Genomic DNA, 18,350 nt, shown 5'->3' on the forward strand with positions numbered 1-18,350 from the left:
AGGTATAGCTGCTGCTGTTAAAAAGAGAAAATATTTTTGCGGGTGTAAAAAATTATCTAATTTCCATATGCAAATGGATTTATTGATCCATCTATATCTCCCCGTTCGAACTTCCGCTTTTTATCGTTAACCATTATTCAATTTAATCAGTATGATCAAACTTCAGTTCATCGGTTATCTGGGGCATGATGCTGTCCGGAAGGAAGTAAACGGCACACCATTGTTAAGTTTCCGGGCTGCGCATACGCGCAGGTTCACAAATCTACAGGGAGAAAAGCATGAACATACTACCTGGGTAGATTGTACCTGCTGGAAGCAGGTAAATGTGGCTCCTTATCTTACTACAGGCAAGCAGGTGTATCTGGAAGGGGTACCCAGTGTGGAATCTTATGTTAGTCATGCAGGGGAACCTATGGCAGGATTAAAACTGCATGTAACAAGACTGGAACTGTTAGGGAGGGCAAACGACGAATCTCAAAAGCCCGATGAGGTGACCGGGGAGAATGCTGCAGAGGATTTACCGTTCTGAAACAGCAGATTTCACGCCTCGGCAAGACATGGCCGTGACAAATGAAACTGCTTCTGAGACAGAGGACCTTCCATTCAAAAACAGGCAGACCTCGCTACAGCTGCTGTGGTGGCTGATAGCGGGGCCTGCTTTTAATTTTTCTTAAAAAGATTTGGTGGGAATATTATTTCCCTTATCTTTGCACCCTCATTGCGAGGTAGAGCAGAGGTAGCTCGTCGGGCTCATAACCCGAAGGTCAGAGGTTCGAATCCCCTCCTCGCTACAAAAACATAGCACTAAAAGAGCCGAAGTGATTCGGCTTTTTTTATTTCAGGAAGTTCCGGAAATTTGTGAGGGTTGCTATAAAAGGTAGAATACATGCACAAAGCAGGATTTGTAAATATTTTTGGTAAGGCTAATGCAGGCAAAAGCACCCTGATGAACGCTCTGGTGGGTGAGAAGCTGGCTATTGTGTCTCCAAAGGTGCAAACCACGCGGCATCGTATTACCGGAGTGGTATCCACAGTAGATTACCAGATCGTTTTTTCTGATACACCCGGTATCATTGATCCCAAATACAGGCTACACGAAAAGATGATGGGTGCGGTAAAATCTGCGCTGGAAGATGCAGATATCGCCATGCTGATAATGGACGCGAGGGACAACGTTGCAGAGAACCTGGAATTGTTTAGCTCATTAAGATTAAAAGCTACCTGTATCCTTGTTGTAAACAAGGCGGACCTTCTGAAAAAAGAAGCCCTGGATGAAGTGGTAAAGCAATGTGAAGCATGGGGGAAAGCCGAAGTGGTGGCTATTTCTGCACTAAAGAAAGACGGAATACCAGCGTTGCTCGAACGCATAGTAGGTCTGTTACCGGAAAGCGAAGCGTTTTACCCGGATGATACGTTAACTGATAAGTCTACACGGTTCTTTGTTGCAGAGATGATCCGGGAGAAGATCTTTCATCTTTTTGATGAAGAAATTCCCTACCATACTGCCGTAGCCGTTACACAGTATCAGGAGAAAACAACGCTGATCAAAATAACAGCAGAAATTATCGTTACAAGAGAAACACAGAAAGCAATTATACTTGGTGATAAAGGGTCTTCTATTAAAAAGATAGGAACCTTAGCCCGCCAGGATATCGAAAAGTTTGTGGGTCAGAAAGTATTCCTTGAATTGTTTGTGAAAGTGCGCGGCAAGTGGCGCGACAATGATATTTATTTGAAGGAATACGGTTATTAGTCAATTTTCAATGATCAATGCCTGTCATTGATCATTCGCAATTTTTAAATTTTATGTCAGGATTTACAGTAGCAATCGTTGGTCGTCCTAATGTGGGTAAATCTACCCTGTTCAACCGTTTGCTGGAACAGCGTAAGGCAATTGTGGATGATGTCAGCGGTGTAACACGCGACCGGCAGTATGGTATTGCTGACTGGAACGGGAAATCGTTCAACGTAATAGATACCGGCGGATTTGTGCCGAGAAGCGAAGAAATATTTGAACGCGAAATACGCAAGCAGGTGCAGACAGCGATGGAGGAATCCAATCTGCTGCTTTTCATTTGTGATGTGGCTACAGGTATTACTGATCTGGACCAGGAAATGGCACATGTATTACGCCGTTCTTCCAAACCGGTTTACCTGGTGATCAATAAAGTAGATAACAGCAACCGCATGCTGGAAGCAACAGAGTTTTACAGCCTGGGCTTCGACAAAGTATTCTTTATCTCCTCTATGAGCGGCAGTGGCACCGGCGAATTACTGGATGAAGTAGCTGCCATTATCCCTGAAGACGAACAGGCATTACCTGGTGATGATGAAGTACCAAAATTCGCGATCATCGGTCAGCCGAACGTAGGGAAATCCTCTTTGCTGAATGCACTGATAGGAGCGGAACGTAACATCGTTTCCGATATTCCCGGTACTACACGCGATACCATTCACACCCACTATAAATTATTCCAGAAAGAATTCATACTGATAGATACAGCGGGTATCCGCCGTAAAGCGAAAGTACATGAAGACCTGGAGTTTTATTCCGTTATCCGCGCCATTAAGGCAATGGATGAAGCAGATGTATGTCTGTTGCTGCTGGATGCTACACAAGGAATTACCGGGCAGGACCTTAACATCTTCAGTATGGCAGGCCGCAAAGGAAAGGGACTGGTAGTACTGGTGAACAAATGGGACCTGATAGATGATAAGGGTACCAACACTGCCCGTGATTATGAAAAGGAACTGAGAAGCCGGCTGGCCCCATTCAGTAATGTACCTATCATCTTTACCTCTGTTACAGAAAAACAACGCATATTCAGAGCTATTGAAGAAGGGTTGCGTGTATATGAGAACAGGAAGCGCAGAATAGCTACTTCCAAACTGAATGAGGTAATGCTGAAAGCAATTGAAGCATTTCATCCGCCGGTAGTAAGAGGTATCGCTATTAAAATCAAGTATGTAACGCAGTTACCTACGCATACACCTGCCTTTGCATTCTTCTGTAATCTGCCAGATGATGTAAAACAACCTTATAAAAATTACCTGGAAAATAAACTTCGTGAGAATTTTGACTTCGAAGGAGTGCCTGTGAGGCTGTTTTTCAGGAAAAAATAAAAATATTGCCATATTGTCAGCGCCAGGGGTTTCATAATTAAAAATATCTATATACCTTTGCGCTTCTTTAAAACATTAAAGCATGAAAAAATTATTCTTCTTAGCAGCTGCTGCTGGTATCTTCTTTGTAGCTTGTAACGGTGGTTCTTCAGAATCAACTGCTGATTCTACTGCTACTGCTCCTGCTGTTGACACTGTAGCTGCTGCTCCAGCTGTTGATACTGCATCTGTTGTAGCTGATTCAGCTGCTGTTGTAGCTGATACTACTGCTGCTCCTGCTACTGAAGCAAAACACTAATCTGTTTTGTCAAGTTATTGGCCGCACCGTTTTATACGGTGCGGCTTTTTTATTTTATGTATGTATCCGATCAGTAGTTTTTTTCATAGTATGAAATAAAAAAAAGGGCTGATCATCTGACCAGCCCCTTTCTATTTTGATATCTTATTATTTCTCTGTCTGTAAAATCCCTACAGCTTTCTTCACCATTTCGTCATCCTTATTCATCGATTCATAAAAACCTTCGTAACTCCATATCTGACGAGCTAATAATGCTTTCAGACGGGTCCTGATTTCTACTTCATCATGCGGTTTGATAGATTCAATACCGCGTACACTATCTTTTGCCGCAAAGGTTTTGTACGCATTATAGATATCGTTGTTCAGCTCAAACTTTTTGGTGAATGCGGTAGCATCTTTATATGATTTGAACTCATCTCTGTGTGAGTTATAGTACTGGTAAGCAAAGTTGCTGAAAGTACTGCGTGCATACATGTTAGCAATTACATTAGAGAAGCGGCTGGTGTCAAAAGGAATAAAAATATCCGGTGTGATACCACCACCACCATACACAACGCGGCCATTTGCAGTTTTATATCGTACGGTATCCAGTTGTTTGATACTGTCTTTGTTTACAAACTCACCGTGATTGAAGCGGTTCATGATGTCTTCATCATATGCTACACGACCATTTGCATAAGACTTCTGAATACTTCTGCCGGAAGGGGTGTAGTAACGCGCTACCGTAAGGCGTAATGCACCGCCGTTGCTGAGATCGAATTGTTCCTGTACCAGTCCTTTTCCGAAAGTACGGCGACCGATGATCGTACCACGGTCCCAGTCCTGCACTGCACCGGCTAATATTTCACTGGCGCTGGCTGAACCTTCGTCAGCTAGAATGGCCAATGCACCTTTCTCAAAGAGACCTGGTTTTTCGCAATCGTAGTCTGTACGTGGATAGCTTTTACCTTTGGTGTAGAGGATCAGTTTATTATCGTCCAGCAGTTCATCTGCAATACGGGTAGCCGCATCCAGATATCCACCGGGATTCTGCCGCAGGTCTATCACGAGTTTGGTCATGCCCGTCTTTTGCAGTTTACGCATTGCCTCTATAAACTCCTGGTAGGTAGTACCTGCAAACTTGCTGATTTTGATATAACCTATTTCAGGCGTGATCATGTAGCTGGCGTCTACGCTGTATAAAGGGATGACGCCGCGGGTAATCTCTATCTGCTGTATTTTCTGCTGGCGTAACATGCTGATCATCACTTTAGATTCCTTTGGTCCGCGTAACAATTTGCGGATCTTGTCAGCAGTGATGCCATTGCCGGCCACCAGGGAATCGTTCACTTTAATGATCTTATCGCCTGTTTTTACACCAGCGGTTTCTGAAGGGCCGCCAGCTATCACAGAAATCACGTTCACGGTATCCGCAGTAATATTGAATTCTACGCCGATACCCTGAAAAGCACCGTCCAGGTCTTCATTCACTTCTTCCACGTTGGAAGGCGGGATGTAAATGGAGTGAGGGTCCAGATGACCTAACAGGCCCTCGATGGCTTCCTGCTGGAGGTCTGCTACCTTTAAGGTATCTACGTATTTCACTTTCAGGAGGTCCATCACTTCCTGCAGGGGACCCTGAGGAGCTCTGCTGAACAGCAGCGTCTGCGCACCTGAGTTGGAACCGGGCATCTGATGTCCCAGGTACATACCCAGCGCCAGCACTATTGCAAATAAAAGAGGTAAAAAAACATTCAGTTTCCTGTTCAACATAGTATCAGTATTGAAAAATAGCCTGCAATAAGTAACCTGTGGCTAATTTTGGCAGCATTTGTATATGTAATCCCGTTTTGTTTAACTTGTGGCAAAAATAGTATAATAAGTTTATGGATTGAAGTTTGACATTGGATGTTTGAATAACGTATCTTCAAATTGCAAATACGGAACATTTAAGGGTTAAACCTCACCTACAACAGATGTGTCATGAAAATTAAACTTATAGCGGATAGCGGAGGCAGTAAGGCGGATTGGTGTTTGGTGGCAGGCGATCAAAGCTGGCACTATAAAACATTGGGAATAAGTCCCTATTTCCTGAATGCAAAGCAGATACAGGAACTCCTGGAAAAGGAACTCCTGCCACAATTACCCCCGGCATTTCAGATAGAAGAAATATTTTACTATGGTACCGGCTGCCTGCAGCCCAAGAGCGTAGAGATCGTACAATCGGCTTTAAAAGCAGTGTGGCCATCGGCCGCAGTGGACGTAAAGCACGATCTGATGGGAGCTGCCAGGGCATTGTGCGGACGGGAACCAGGTGTAGCCAGTATCCTGGGCACAGGTGGTAATTCCTGTTATTATGATGGGAAAGAGATCGTGAAGAACAATCCCGGACTGGGTTTTATCCTGGGGGATGAGGCCAGTGGCGCTTATCTGGGTAAAAAACTGCTGCAGTTGTATATGTATAAGTCGTTCGACGAAGAGCTGAGAGCCCGTTTTGACGCCCAGTACAATACCAATAATGACGAAATCCTGGAGAATGTGTACCGTAAGCCAATGGCGAACCGTTATCTGGCAAGCTTTGCGCCTTTTCTTTCGGAAAACAGGGGACATTATCTGATCGAAAATATCCTGGAAGACAGTTTCAATGAATTCTTCTTTAACCATATTTATAAGTACAGCGAAAGCTGGACGCACCCACTGCACTTTACCGGTAGCATAGCCTGGAATTTCCGGGACGTATTGAAAGAACTATGTGAACTGTATGAACTGCAGCTGGGCAAGATATTGCGCAGCCCCATGGAAGGATTGATCGCATATCATCAATAATCCAAATTTATACCTGATGTCTTTCACGAGAGTAACCGAGGAAACCTCACACTACCGTCATTTAGAGAAAATGAGTGTGCAGGAAGTCCTGAGCAATATCAATAAAGAAGATAAAACCGTACCGGAGGCGATAGAAAAAGTATTGCCTCAGATAGAAAAGCTGGTATCCGCCATTTCAGATAAAATGCTGGCCGGTGGCCGTTTATTTTACCTGGGAGCAGGTACCAGTGGCCGTTTGGGCATTGTGGACGCCTCTGAATGCCCGCCTACTTTTGGCGTACCTCATGGGCTTGTAATAGGCCTGATTGCCGGTGGCGACGCTGCCATCCGTAAGGCAGTTGAATTTGCGGAAGACGACCGGGAGCAGGGCTGGAAAGACCTGCAGGAATGTAACATTACCGAAAAGGATGTGGTAGTGGGTATTGCTGCCAGCGGTACCACTCCATATGTAATAGGGGCCTTAAAGAGATGCAGAAGGGAAGGCATTATCACCGGCAGTATCTGTTGTAACCCGGGAGCACCCTTGTCTGATGAAGCAGATTTTCCGATAGAAGTGGTGGTAGGTCCTGAATTCATTACCGGCAGCACCCGTATGAAAAGCGGTACTGCACAGAAGCTGGTGTTGAATATGATCTCTACGGCAGTGATGATACAGTTGGGAAGGGTAGAGGATAATAAGATGGTGAATATGCAGCTGAGTAATGATAAACTGGTAGACAGAGGTGTGAAGATGCTGATGGAGAAACTGTCACTGACAGATTATGAAGAAGCGAAAAATATGCTGTTGAAAGCGGGCAGTGTGAGAAAGGCCATCGAAGCTTATATATAGGTACGAATTTTTTCAGAAACGCCGCACTACTATTTTTTGATTTTTATATTGAAATTTGTGAAAACATACATCCGGGGAGGCCGATTTCCCGGATAAATATGATTTTCATGCATAATATAGAACCATTTTATAACTGGCGTCATTTATATACATCGGAGGAAGATGAGCAATCACCTTTCTTTGGGAGAGAGTACAGTGAGTTTCAGTATGTCAATACTGTTTATAATTATTATATCCATCCTCAGTGGGATGAGTTTGGCTCCCGTACCTTGTATAGTAAGATCCTGTTTGTAGACTATCAGTTCAATTTTGCCATTATTGAATTACTGGGAGAGTGGAATGATTGTATAGAGAATGATATCATGACCCTGAAAAGGGATGTTATTGATATCATGACTGCAAGCGGCATCAATAAGTTTATATTAATTACTGAGAATGTAATGAACTTTCACTCTTCGGATGATTGTTATTATGAGGAGTGGTGGGATGATATCCGCGATGAAGGCGGATGGATTGTCAGTTTGAACATGCCGGAACACACCCGGCAGGAATTCGAGAGGGCACGTATCGATAATTATGTAAATCTGCTGGATGTTGATAAATGGCGTACTTTCCAGCCCCAGCACCTATATAACCTGGTAGATAACCTTATGATAAGAAGGTTAGAGTAGTTACATGTGTTGAAAAACTGAGAAATATCATTTGCTTTTTACTTTTCCTGCGTTAAATTTGCCCGATATATTCGAAATATTATCATATCATCTTTTAGGAAGCTTAGAATTTTAGTTATGAAGTGGTCACAGTTTTTTAATACCTCTATCGGTAAGAAATTATTAGTGGGTGCTACCGGCCTGTTCCTTTGTAGTTTTATAATTGTACACCTTGCTGGTAATTTCCAACTGCTTTACAACGATGGTGGTAAGGCTTTCAACACGTATGCTGCCTTCATGGGGCATAATGAGCTTATCCAGCTTATTGCCTGGGGCCTTAAGATCGCGATCCTTCTCCACGCTTTCATCGCTTTACAGCTTACCTTCCGCAACAGGGCTGCACGTCCTGTAAAGTATGCTGTTAATCCCGGTAATCAGACATCTTCCTGGTTCAGCCGTCAGATGGCTATTATGGGCAGTATCCTGCTGATCTTCATTGTTATCCACCTGGCTAATTTCTGGTGGAAATTCCACTTTGGAGAGATCCCAACACAAAATTATGGCGGAGAAGAACCTTTGAAAGATCTCTACACTGTCGTACAGGTAGCTTTTAAAGAATTGTGGATAGTTGTACTGTATGTGATCGGTATGATAGCGCTGTCCTTTCACCTGATCCATGGCTTTAAGAGTGCTTTCCAGACATTTGGTCTGAATCACGTAAAGTACAATGGTCTTATCAGTTTTGTAGGAGTATGGCTGTTCGGGATACTTATCCCTGTAGGTTTTGCTATTATTCCCGTGGTAATCTATTTCAAATAATTCAGTAAAGTAAGGATATATGTTGGACTCAAAAATTCCTAAAGGTTCATTAGGGTCGAAGTGGGAAGATTATAAGGGGCATTGTAAGCTGGTAAACCCGGCTAACAAGCGCAACATGGAAATAATCATTGTGGGTACAGGTTTGGCAGGTGCTTCAGCTGCAGCTTCTCTTGCAGAATTAGGCTATAAAGTAAAAGCTTTCTGTTTTCAGGATAGTCCCCGCCGTGCACATAGTATTGCTGCACAGGGAGGGATCAATGCTGCTAAAAACTACCAGAACGACGGAGACTCCGTGTTCCGTTTGTTCTACGATACTGTAAAAGGTGGCGACTACCGCGCACGCGAAGCCAATGTGCATCGCCTGGCAGAGGTAAGTGGCAATATTATAGACCAGTGCGTGGCACAGGGTGTTCCTTTTGCCCGTGAATATGGCGGATTACTCAGTAACCGCTCTTTCGGTGGTACACAGGTACAGCGTACGTTTTATGCTGCAGGCCAGACAGGTCAGCAGTTATTATTAGGCGCTTACTCTGCACTGGAACGCCAGATCGCATTGGGTAACGTAACAATGTACAGCCGTCATGAGATGCTGGACATCGTTAAGATAGATGGTAAGGCCCGCGGTATCATTGCGCGTGACCTTATCACCGGTAAGCTGGAACGTCATTCCGGTAATGCTGTGTTATTATGCAGCGGTGGTTACGGTAACGTATTCTACTTATCTACCAATGCGATGGGTTCTAACGTAACAGCTGCCTGGAAAGCTACCCGTAAAGGTGCTTTCTTCGGTAACCCCTGCTTTACGCAGATCCACCCTACCTGTATCCCTGTTTCCGGTGATCACCAGTCTAAGCTGACGCTGATGTCTGAGTCACTGCGTAACGATGGTCGTATATGGGTACCTAAAAAACAAAACGACAACCGCAAGCCTTCTGATATTCCTGAAGACGAAAGGGATTACTACCTGGAAAGGAGATATCCTGCCTTTGGTAACCTGGTACCACGTGACGTGGCTTCCCGTGCTGCTAAAGAAAGATGTGACGCCGGTTATGGTGTAGGTAGCTCTAAACAGGCGGTGTACCTGGATTTCGCTTTCAACATGGAACGTTATGGTAAGATTGAAGTCAGCAAAAGACAGATCTCCAACGCGTCTCATGAAGATATCATGAAACTGGGTAAAGAAGTGGTAGCTGAGAAATACGGTAACCTCTTCGATATGTACGCAAAGATCACCGGTGAGAACCCTTACGAAGTGCCAATGCGTATCTATCCTGCAGTGCACTATACAATGGGTGGCCTGTGGGTGGATTATGAACTGATGACAACTGTTACCGGTCTGTACGCACTGGGAGAAGCTAACTTCTCTGATCACGGTGCAAACCGCCTGGGTGCTTCTGCGCTGATGCAGGGGCTGGCAGATGGTTACTTCGTTATCCCTTACACTATGGGTAATTACCTGGCAGATGATATCAAGACAAAGGATATCCCTACCGATCACGCTGCATTTGTGGAAGCAGAGAAAGCGGTGCAGGCAGATATTGACAAGCTGATGAACATCAAAGGCACCAAGTCTGTAGACCATTTCCATAAAGCGCTTGGTAAGATCATGTGGGACAAGTGCGGTATGGCGCGTAACGAAAAAGGCCTGAAAGAAGCCATCGTTGAAATCCAGCAACTGCGTGCAGAATTCTGGAAAGATGTGCGCGTACCAGGTACTGCCAACGAATTCAATCCTGAACTGGAAAAGGCCGGCCGTGTGGCTGACTTCCTGGAACTGGGTGAGCTGATGTGCGTAGATGCACTGAACCGCCGCGAATCCTGTGGTGGTCACTTCCGTGAAGAGTCTCAGACCGATGAAGGAGAAGCTTTACGTAACGATGCAGCATTCAGCTACGTAGCTGCATGGGAATATAAAGGCCCAAGCCAGTTCGAGCTGCATAAAGAAGAGCTGGTGTTTGAAGAATGTAAGCCAACACAGCGCAGTTATAAATAAGATACCGGTTTATTCACTACAATAATTGTCCAACTATGGAACATTATAATATGAATCTCACACTCAAGGTGTGGAGGCAGAAAAATACAGATGCTCAGGGAAAGTTTGAAACATACCCGGTTTCGGGAATTTCATCAGAAATGTCTTTCCTTGAAATGTTTGATGTGCTGAATGAAAAACTGATCAATGAAGGCAAAGAGCCTATCGCATTTGATCATGATTGCCGCGAGGGCATCTGTGGTGCATGTTCCATGCACATCAATGGCCGTGCTCATGGTCCATGGGCTGGTACTACTACCTGTCAGCTGCATATGCGTGCTTTCAAGGATGGTGATACTGTTACCGTAGAACCATGGAGAGCTGGTTCCTTCCCGGTAGTAAAGGACCTGACCGTAGACAGAAGCGCTTTTGACCGTATCATCGAAGCGGGTGGTTATGTGTCTGTAAATACCGGTAATGCACAGGATGCTAATAGCATTCTGGTACCAAAAGATCAGTCGGACGAAGCTTTCGCTGCTGCTGCCTGTATCGGTTGTGGTGCCTGCGTAGCTGCCTGTAAGAATTCATCTGCCATGCTGTTCGTATCTGCTAAAGTTTCCCAGCTGGCTTTACTGCCACAGGGACAGCCTGAAAGAAAGAGCCGTGCACTGAATATGATCGCACAGATGGACAAGGAAATGTTCGGTAGCTGTACCAATACCGGTGCATGCGAAGCGGAATGTCCTAAAGAGATCTCCCTCACCAACATCGCACGTCTGAACCGCGAGTTTATCTCCGCCGGGTTCACATATGAGAAATAGTTGTTGAACACAATATATTGAAAGCAGGACGCCTGATGCAAACCGCATCGGGCGTTCTGCTTTTTGCGTTAAAGTGTTTATATTGTTATAAAAACCCACAGTTCTCAACCCATAACGTTATGACAAATAATTCCCGTAGAAAATTCATCCGCAATCTAGGCGGTACTGCAGCTTTGCTGGGTGCCGGCTCATTGGCCGCTTTAGGAAAAGGCAAAGAACAGGTACACATCCTGCAACCCGGCAAACCACCTTCTTCCACTGATAATATCCGCCTGGGCTGTATAGGCATGGGTATCATGGGCTTTGGCGATGTACAGACCGCCATTAAAGTCCCGGGAGTGGAGTTCGTTGCTGCAGCAGACCTCTATGATGGGCATCTTACAAAAGTAAAAGAGTTGTATGGCGATAAGGTCTTTACTACCCGCGATTACCGCGAACTGCTGAACAGGAAAGATATAGACGCTGTGATCATCGCAACGCCCGACCTGTGGCATGATACGATTGCCATTGCTGCCATGGAAAAAGGAAAGGCCGTTTACTGCGAAAAACCTATGGTACAGCAGATAGAAGAAGGACATCAGGTGATAGCCGCCCAGCAGCGTACTAAAGCCGTATTCCAGGTAGGCAGCCAGCGCGTAAGCAGTGTAATGCTGGCAGAAGCGCGTAAACGGTACCAGGCTGGTGAAATAGGGCAGCTGAACATCGTAGAGGCCCGTATGGACCGTCACGATGCGCTGGGTGCATGGCAATACTCTATCCCTCCGGATGCTTCACCTAAAACCATTGATTTCGATACTTTCCTGAAAGATACGGCCAAAGTGCCTTTTGATCCTACCCGCTTTTTCCGCTGGCGTAACTACCGGGCTTATGGTACCGGCATTCCGGGCGACCTGTTCGTACACCTGATCTCCGGCCTGCACTTCATCACTGGTTCTATGGGGCCGGAACGTGTGTATGCCAGTGGTAACCTGGTGCAATGGAAAGATGGCCGGGACGTACCGGATGTCGTTGTCGCTATTTTCGATTACCCGGAAACCAAACAACACGCTGCCTTCCAGATGACCCTTCGCGTGAATTTCGCAGATGGTGGCGGTGGTGGTGAATTTACCCGCCTGATAGGTACCGATGGTGTGATGGAACTGGGCTGGAATGATTTCAGGATCAAAAAACATAAGTTGTCTGCTGCTCCCGGTTATGGTGGCTGGGATACCTACAATACCTTTCCAAAGACGATGCAGGAAGAATATGTAAAACAATACAACGCGAAGTATACCGAGGAACAACGTAAACCGGCACAGGTATCTGAAAGCAGTTATGCGGCGCCTAATGGTTATGATGACCGCTACGACCATTTCGTCAATTTCTTTGAGGCCATGCGCGGTGGTAAACCCATTGTGGAAGATGCTTCTTTCGGGTTGCGTGCAGCAGGACCGGCATTACTTACCAATGAAAGTTATTTCAGAAAGAAAGCAATTGACTGGGACCCTGTTAAAATGAAGATAGTGTAGTACATTCGTAACCTTAACTAATAAGCACCTATGAGGAGATCCGCTGCATTTTGCATAATGCTGTCAGGCGTAAGCCTGTTTGCCTGTAAGGAAAAAAAACGAGTTATGTCAGAGGAAGTTGTAACGATTGCGCCCCCTGTGGCGGATAAAGTAAATAAGGAATTAACGATTCACGGAGATACCCGCACAGATAATTACTACTGGATGAATGACAGGGAAGATCCGAAAGTGATCGCTTATCTGAAGGCTGAAAACGCCTATCTGGATACGATGACCCGCTCATCCGCAAAATTACGTACAAAGCTATACGAGGAAATGAAAAGCCGCATCATGGAAACTGATGTGAGCGTGCCTTACCTGAAGGAAGGATACTACTATTACTCCCGCTATGAGCAGGGAAAGGAATATCCTGTTTATTGCCGTAAGAAAGGAAGTACAGAAGCTGCGGAAGAGATCATTCTCAATGTAAATGATCTTGCTAAAGGACATGCTTATTACCAGGTAGGTGGAATGACGGTGAGCCCGGATGGACAATGGCTCGCTTATGGCGTGGATACAGTGAGCCGCCGCAGGTATGTGATCCATATCAAGAACCTGCAGACAGGTGAATTACAACCGGAACTGATCAGCGAAACATCCGGTAATGTTGCCTGGGCCAGTGATAATAAAACGTTCTTCTACACAACGAAAGACACGAGCACTTTACGTGAGAATAAGATCTTCAGACATCTGACCGGCACTAAAGCCAGCGATGATCAGCTGGTGTATGAAGAGAAGGATGAAACATATTCTGCCGGTGTTACCAGGTGTAAATCCGGGAAGTACATCATGATAGAAAGCGGCAGTACTTTATCTTCTGAATACCGCATACTGGATGCTTCCAAACCTACTGCCGCGTTTAAGGTATTTCAACCCCGGCAGAAGGATATGCTGTATCATATCGATCATCAGGATAACCAGTTTTATATTGTTACCAACTGGGATGCTGTGAACTTCAGGCTGATGCAATGTCCGCTGGATAAAACAGAACGCAGTAACTGGAAGGAAGTGATCGCCCACCGTCCGGACGTATTACTGGAAGGGCTGGACCTTTTCCGCGACCATATGGTGTTGAGTGAACGTTCAAAAGGTCTTACACAACTGCGTGTGATCAATACCCGCACACATGAAGACCATTACCTTCATTTCGACGAACCGGCATATGTGGCGTCTACTTCTGTCAATCCTGAGTTTGATACAAAGGTGCTGCGTTACTCGTATACTTCCATGACTACGCCTGTGTCCACTTATGATTATAACATGGATACGAAACAAAACGAACTGCGTAAAAGACAGGAAGTACTGGGTGGTTATGATCCTAAGAACTACATAACGGAACGCATATACGTAACAGCAAGAGATGGAGCCAAAGTACCGGTATCAATTGTGTATAAAAAAGGTTTCGAGAAGAATGGCAAGATGCCTTTATTGCTTTATGGGTACGGTTCTTACGGGCATAGTATAGATCCTGTATTCAGTTCTAACCGCCTTAGTTTGTTAGACAGGGGATTTGCTTATGCTATTGCGCATATCAGGGGCGGAGAGGAAATGGGAAGACAGTGGTATGAGGATGGCAAGCTGTTTAAAAAGAAGAATACGTTTACTGATTTTATTGATTGTGCTGATTACCTTGTAGCACAGCATTATACAGACAGTGCACATTTATATGCGATGGGAGGCAGCGCCGGTGGCCTGCTGATGGGGGCTGTAGTGAATATGCGTCCGACCTTATGGAATGGGGTGATTGCAGCGGTACCTTTTGTGGATGTAGTAACTACCATGCTGGATGAAAGTATCCCATTGACAACCGGTGAATTTGATGAGTGGGGTAATCCTAAGAAGAAAGAGTATTACGATTATATGAAGTCGTATTCCCCTTATGATAACGTCACTCCCCAGGCATATCCGAATATGCTGGTAACAACAGGTTTGCATGATTCACAGGTGCAATACTGGGAGCCTGCAAAGTGGGTAGCGAAGCTGCGTGAAGTAAAAACAGATCATCATCTGCTGTTATTACACACCAATATGGAAGCCGGGCATGGCGGGGCTTCCGGAAGGTTTAAGCCTTTGGAAGAAATAGCGATGCAGTATGCATTCCTGATAACATTGGAAGGAAAATAATCTGGGTGCAGGGCGAAGCCCTGCAAAAACCTATACTTTTTTATGATGGTGCGAAGCACCATCATAAAAAAGTTTTAATCAGCAATTAACTCCGCCCGCTACATCCAGTTTTTCTGTTTTCACAGTAGCGCCGAAGAATATATTCGTCAGCTTCTCAAATATCTGCGGATCATCAGTCGTATAAAATTTCTGTTCCCCGTTTTTACTTAAACGTGTTTCCATTTCAGGATGTCGGTGTAAATAGTCTTTCAGACTATGCGCTACTATTTTACCCTGAGATAGTAAAGTAATACCACCCGGTAAATGCTGTTTTATTTTCTTAGTGAGGATAGGATAATGTGTGCAGGCTAATACCAGTGTATCTATATTTGGAGCCTCAGTAAGTATCTGATCTAAATACTTCTTTACAAAATAATCCGCCCCGTCACTATCCGCTTCATTATTCTCAATCAAAGGTACCCACATAGGGCAGGCCAGCTGATGCACTTTTACTTCCGGAAAGAATTTCCGGATCTCTATAGGGTAAGATTCGGAGGTAACAGTCCCCTGGGTCGCCAGAATGCCCACTTCTCCCGTCTGTGTCAGTGTACCTACCATTTCGGTAGTAGGGCGTATCACGCCTAATACGCGTCTGTCCGGCGCAATATGCGGCAGGTCTTTCTGCTGAATAGTACGCAGGGCTTTGGCAGAGGCCGTATTACAGGCCAGTACTACCAATGGGCAGCCCATGCGGAAAAGATGCTGCACGCACTCTAAAGTATACGAATGAATGGTTTCGAACCCCCGGTTGCCATAAGGCGCACGGGCATTATCCCCTAAATAGATATAATCATACTGCGGAAGTTCCGCAATAATCTCTTTCAAAACTGTCAATCCACCATAACCGGAGTCAAATACACCAATGGGTCCGGTCAATTGTTCAGACTTTAATCCTGTCATTTGCTGCCTTTTTTCTTCATGAGTCTTCCTGTGCCTGTCAGATCATAGATTTCCTGTATTTCATGCAGGATCTTTTCAAAATCGATCTTCAGGTCTATCAGTTCTCCGTTATGAATATCGTATACCCAGCCGTGTACGGTAGGATAGTGGTCAGCGAGGTATGACTGCTGTACAGCAGCTGTTTTGATCACATTTACGCATTGTTCCTGTACGTTCAGTTCTACCAGGCGGTTGTATTGGGCATGCTCATCTTCGATGGCATTCAGTTCTTCCTTATGCAGGCGGTAAACGTCCCGGATATTTCGCAGCCAGGGGTTCAGCAGGCCGAGGTCTGCAGATTCCATGGCTGCCTTTACACCACCGCAATTGTAGTGTCCGCACACGATAATGTGCTTTACCTGCAGATGGCGGACGGCATAATTGATCACAGACATTACATTCAGGTCCACGTTATTTACCAGGTTGGCGATATTCCGGTGAACGAACACTTCCCCTGCATCCAGTCCCATGATCTCATTGGTCGGTACCCGGCTGTCGCTACAGCCTATATAGAGGTAATCCGGTTTTTGTTCCAGGGCCAGTTTCTCAAAGAATTTCTCATCTGTCGCTGTTTTGGTAGCTACCCAGCGCTTATTATTCTCAAAAATCTCGTTATAATCGGTCATGGGTGTGATTTAGTGAACATTCAATATGTTAAAGATAAGGAATATGGAAGCTATCTATAAACTAGTAAACATTTCGTAACTTTGCGCCTTAAATTTCTTTAGCTAGCATGATCAGTGTTAAAAACGTATCGCTCTCTTTCGGAAAAAGGGTATTGTTTGATGAAGTTAACCTCAATTTCTTCAAAGGCAATTGTTATGGAGTTATCGGAGCCAATGGCGCCGGTAAGACAACCTTCATGAAAATTTTATCAGGGGAAATCGAACCCAGTAAAGGTAGTGTGGAAATCACCCCCGGTGAGCGTATGAGCGTACTGAAACAGAACCATTTTGAATTCGATGAAGTTACGGTACTCAATACCGTGCTGATGGGTAATAAAAAACTGTGGGATATAGCCAACGAAAAGGACGCTATATACGCAAAAGAGGACTTTACAGAGGAAGACGGGATGCGTGCAGGTGAACTGGAGGCAGAATACGGCGAAATGGGCGGTTATACTGCCGAAAGTGATGCCGGAGTGCTGCTGGGTGACCTTGGCGTAAGTGAGGAGCTGCACGGGCTTTTAATGAAGGACCTGAGTGGTAGTTTGAAAGTGCGTGTACTGCTGGCACAGGCCCTGTTCGGTAACCCGGATATCCTGCTGCTGGATGAGCCTACCAACCACCTGGATGTGGAAACCATCGGCTGGCTGGAAAACTTCCTGGCAGATTATGAGAACATCGTGATCGTTGTATCCCATGACCGTCACTTCCTGGATGCTGTTTGTACGCACGTAGCAGACGTTGACCGTACCAAAATCCAGATCTTCTCCGGTAACTACACCTTCTGGTATGAAACTTCCCAGTTAATGGCCCGCCAGGTAGCTGATAAGAACAAGAAGATGGAAGATAAGCGTAAAGATCTGCTGGACTTTATCGCCCGGTTCAGTGCCAACGCTTCCAAGAGTAAGCAGGCTACTTCCCGTAAGAAAGCCCTGGAAAAACTGGTTATTGAAGATATCCAGCCTTCCAACCGTAAATATCCTGGTATCATCTTCAAGCAACAGCGTGAAGTAGGTAACCAGATCCTGAATGTGGAGAAACTGGAAAAGATAGTAGATGGGGAGAAGCTGTTCAGCAATGTGAGCTTTAGCGTGAACAAGGGCGATAAGATCGCTTTCCTGTCCAAAGATCACCTGGCGCTGTCCACTTTCTTTGAAATCATCAATGGCGAACAAAAGGCTGATGGCGGTAAATACGAGTGGGGAACTACCGTAACGACTGCTTTCCTGCCTAATGATAATGCGAAGTTCTTCGAGGATAAGTCAGTGAACCTGATGGATTGGTTACGCCAGTTCGTTCCGCCACACGTAACCGATGTGGATGAGCCATTCCTGCGTGGGTTCCTGGGTAAGATGCTGTTCAGCGGGGAAGAGATCATGAAGAAGACCAGCGTACTGAGCGGTGGTGAGAAAGTACGTTGTATGACCAGCCGCATGATGCTGCAGGACCCTAACGTAGTGATCCTGGATGAACCTACGAATCACCTTGACCTGGAATCTATCCAGTCATTCAACGAAAGTATGATCAACTTTAAAGGGGTGGTGCTGTTTACAACGCATGACCATACCTTTATGCAATCTGTGGCTAACCGTATAATAGAAATTACGCCGAAAGGGGTGATAGACAGGCTGACCACATTTGATGAATACCTGGCTGATGACAGAGTAAGGGCCCTGAGAGAGGAAATGTACGGAGAGAGAGTACCGGTACAATAATTCA

At 45.3% G+C, this 18,350-nt stretch carries 16 protein-coding genes and 1 tRNA gene; 14 read left to right on the plus strand and 3 right to left on the minus strand.

The features are described 5' to 3' along the window. Window positions 1–151 precede the first annotated feature (151 nt). The 5 genes from GO495_RS03615 to GO495_RS03635 all read left to right on the plus strand — a co-directional run bounded on the left by GO495_RS03615 (window position 152) and on the right by GO495_RS03635 (window position 3,421). Window positions 152–529 carry a single-stranded DNA-binding protein gene (locus tag GO495_RS03615; RefSeq protein ID WP_157298322.1) on the plus strand — a complete coding sequence of 126 codons (378 nt, stop codon included), beginning with the start codon at window positions 152–154 and terminating at the stop codon, window positions 527–529. 190 nt (window positions 530–719) lie between these two features. Continuing rightward, a tRNA-Met gene (locus GO495_RS03620) sits at window positions 720–791 on the plus strand. A gap of 95 nt (window positions 792–886) precedes the next feature. Further along, the gene (gene era / locus GO495_RS03625) at window positions 887–1,753 is read left to right on the plus strand and encodes a GTPase Era (protein ID WP_157298323.1); all 867 of its coding nucleotides are present in this window, start codon (window positions 887–889) and stop codon (window positions 1,751–1,753) included. Window positions 1,754–1,806: 53 nt separating this feature from the next. Continuing rightward, a complete protein-coding gene (gene der, locus GO495_RS03630; protein ID WP_157298324.1) occupies window positions 1,807–3,123 on the plus strand; it encodes a ribosome biogenesis GTPase Der in 1,317 nt (438 codons plus the stop codon). A gap of 82 nt (window positions 3,124–3,205) precedes the next feature. Beyond that, window positions 3,206–3,421, plus strand: coding sequence for a S8/S53 family peptidase (locus GO495_RS03635; RefSeq protein ID WP_157298325.1), 216 nt, complete (start codon window positions 3,206–3,208; stop codon window positions 3,419–3,421). Between the two features lie 147 nt (window positions 3,422–3,568). On the opposite strand, the gene GO495_RS03640 is transcribed toward GO495_RS03635, so the two are convergent. Beyond that, entirely contained in the window at window positions 3,569–5,173 is a 1,605-nt protein-coding gene (locus tag GO495_RS03640) for a S41 family peptidase (RefSeq protein ID WP_157298326.1), read from the minus strand. Between the two features lie 210 nt (window positions 5,174–5,383). Between GO495_RS03640 and GO495_RS03645 the strand changes: the two genes are divergently transcribed. From GO495_RS03645 to GO495_RS03680, 8 genes are all read left to right on the plus strand, one after another. Further along, window positions 5,384–6,226 (plus strand): N-acetylglucosamine kinase, encoded by an 843-nt coding sequence (locus tag GO495_RS03645; RefSeq protein ID WP_157298327.1) that lies wholly within the window; start codon window positions 5,384–5,386, stop codon window positions 6,224–6,226. 16 nt (window positions 6,227–6,242) lie between these two features. Next, window positions 6,243–7,055 carry an N-acetylmuramic acid 6-phosphate etherase gene (murQ, locus tag GO495_RS03650; RefSeq protein WP_157298328.1) on the plus strand — a complete coding sequence of 271 codons (813 nt, stop codon included), beginning with the start codon at window positions 6,243–6,245 and terminating at the stop codon, window positions 7,053–7,055. A 107-nt stretch (window positions 7,056–7,162) separates the two neighbouring features. Then, complete coding sequence (locus GO495_RS03655; protein WP_157298329.1) at window positions 7,163–7,726, plus strand: hypothetical protein; 564 nt, start codon at window positions 7,163–7,165, stop codon at window positions 7,724–7,726. Window positions 7,727–7,843: 117 nt separating this feature from the next. Next, window positions 7,844–8,524, plus strand: coding sequence for a succinate dehydrogenase cytochrome b subunit (locus GO495_RS03660; protein WP_157298330.1), 681 nt, complete (start codon window positions 7,844–7,846; stop codon window positions 8,522–8,524). 19 nt (window positions 8,525–8,543) lie between these two features. After that, window positions 8,544–10,517 (plus strand): fumarate reductase/succinate dehydrogenase flavoprotein subunit, encoded by a 1,974-nt coding sequence (locus tag GO495_RS03665; RefSeq protein WP_157298331.1) that lies wholly within the window; start codon window positions 8,544–8,546, stop codon window positions 10,515–10,517. Between the two features lie 35 nt (window positions 10,518–10,552). Beyond that, on the plus strand, window positions 10,553–11,317 hold the full coding sequence (locus GO495_RS03670) for a succinate dehydrogenase/fumarate reductase iron-sulfur subunit (RefSeq protein ID WP_157298332.1): 765 nt from the start codon (window positions 10,553–10,555) through the stop codon (window positions 11,315–11,317). A 119-nt stretch (window positions 11,318–11,436) separates the two neighbouring features. Then, window positions 11,437–12,825 carry a Gfo/Idh/MocA family protein gene (locus tag GO495_RS03675; protein ID WP_157298333.1) on the plus strand — a complete coding sequence of 463 codons (1,389 nt, stop codon included), beginning with the start codon at window positions 11,437–11,439 and terminating at the stop codon, window positions 12,823–12,825. 105 nt (window positions 12,826–12,930) lie between these two features. Next, window positions 12,931–14,988: a S9 family peptidase gene (locus GO495_RS03680; protein WP_205691194.1), complete on the plus strand. Its 2,058-nt coding sequence runs from the start codon at window positions 12,931–12,933 to the stop codon at window positions 14,986–14,988. Window positions 14,989–15,066: 78 nt separating this feature from the next. Here GO495_RS03680 and murI read toward each other — a convergent pair whose 3' ends face one another. Both murI and GO495_RS03690 read right to left on the minus strand, forming a co-directional pair. Continuing rightward, the gene (gene murI, locus GO495_RS03685; protein ID WP_170302624.1) at window positions 15,067–15,927 is read right to left on the minus strand and encodes a glutamate racemase; all 861 of its coding nucleotides are present in this window, start codon (window positions 15,925–15,927) and stop codon (window positions 15,067–15,069) included. Beyond that, window positions 15,924–16,592, minus strand: coding sequence for a carbonic anhydrase (locus GO495_RS03690; protein ID WP_157298334.1), 669 nt, complete (start codon window positions 16,590–16,592; stop codon window positions 15,924–15,926). Before GO495_RS03690 ends, murI begins: the two co-directional genes overlap by 4 nt. 107 nt (window positions 16,593–16,699) lie before the next feature. Here GO495_RS03690 and GO495_RS03695 point away from each other — a divergent pair, with 107 nt between their 5' ends. Next, window positions 16,700–18,346, plus strand: a complete 1,647-nt coding sequence (locus GO495_RS03695) for an ABC-F family ATP-binding cassette domain-containing protein (protein ID WP_157298335.1) — start codon at window positions 16,700–16,702, stop codon at window positions 18,344–18,346. The last annotated feature ends 4 nt before the right edge of the window (window positions 18,347–18,350 follow it).

The sequence above is a fragment of the Chitinophaga oryziterrae genome (assembly GCF_009758125.1).
GTDB classification, from domain to species: Bacteria; Bacteroidota; Bacteroidia; order Chitinophagales; family Chitinophagaceae; genus Chitinophaga; species Chitinophaga oryziterrae.

Bases quoted from the DNA above. Each gene is read 5' to 3' on its own strand.
- murI (WP_170302624.1), bottom strand. From the start codon at position 15,927: ATGACAGGATTAAAGTCTGAACAATTGACCGGACCCATTGGTGTATTT.
- GO495_RS03635 (WP_157298325.1), top strand. From the start codon at position 3,206: ATGAAAAAATTATTCTTCTTAGCAGCTGCTGCTGGTATCTTCTTTGTA.
- GO495_RS03615 (WP_157298322.1), top strand. From the start codon at position 152: ATGATCAAACTTCAGTTCATCGGTTATCTGGGGCATGATGCTGTCCGG.
- GO495_RS03680 (WP_205691194.1), top strand. From the start codon at position 12,931: ATGTCAGAGGAAGTTGTAACGATTGCGCCCCCTGTGGCGGATAAAGTA.
- GO495_RS03670 (WP_157298332.1), top strand. From the start codon at position 10,553: ATGGAACATTATAATATGAATCTCACACTCAAGGTGTGGAGGCAGAAA.
- GO495_RS03655 (WP_157298329.1), top strand. From the start codon at position 7,163: ATGCATAATATAGAACCATTTTATAACTGGCGTCATTTATATACATCG.
- GO495_RS03645 (WP_157298327.1), top strand. From the start codon at position 5,384: ATGAAAATTAAACTTATAGCGGATAGCGGAGGCAGTAAGGCGGATTGG.
- GO495_RS03690 (WP_157298334.1), bottom strand. From the start codon at position 16,592: ATGACCGATTATAACGAGATTTTTGAGAATAATAAGCGCTGGGTAGCT.
- der (WP_157298324.1), top strand. From the start codon at position 1,807: ATGTCAGGATTTACAGTAGCAATCGTTGGTCGTCCTAATGTGGGTAAA.
- GO495_RS03665 (WP_157298331.1), top strand. From the start codon at position 8,544: ATGTTGGACTCAAAAATTCCTAAAGGTTCATTAGGGTCGAAGTGGGAA.
- GO495_RS03640 (WP_157298326.1), bottom strand. From the start codon at position 5,173: ATGTTGAACAGGAAACTGAATGTTTTTTTACCTCTTTTATTTGCAATA.
- GO495_RS03660 (WP_157298330.1), top strand. From the start codon at position 7,844: ATGAAGTGGTCACAGTTTTTTAATACCTCTATCGGTAAGAAATTATTA.
- murQ (WP_157298328.1), top strand. From the start codon at position 6,243: ATGTCTTTCACGAGAGTAACCGAGGAAACCTCACACTACCGTCATTTA.
- GO495_RS03675 (WP_157298333.1), top strand. From the start codon at position 11,437: ATGACAAATAATTCCCGTAGAAAATTCATCCGCAATCTAGGCGGTACT.
- GO495_RS03695 (WP_157298335.1), top strand. From the start codon at position 16,700: ATGATCAGTGTTAAAAACGTATCGCTCTCTTTCGGAAAAAGGGTATTG.
- era (WP_157298323.1), top strand. From the start codon at position 887: ATGCACAAAGCAGGATTTGTAAATATTTTTGGTAAGGCTAATGCAGGC.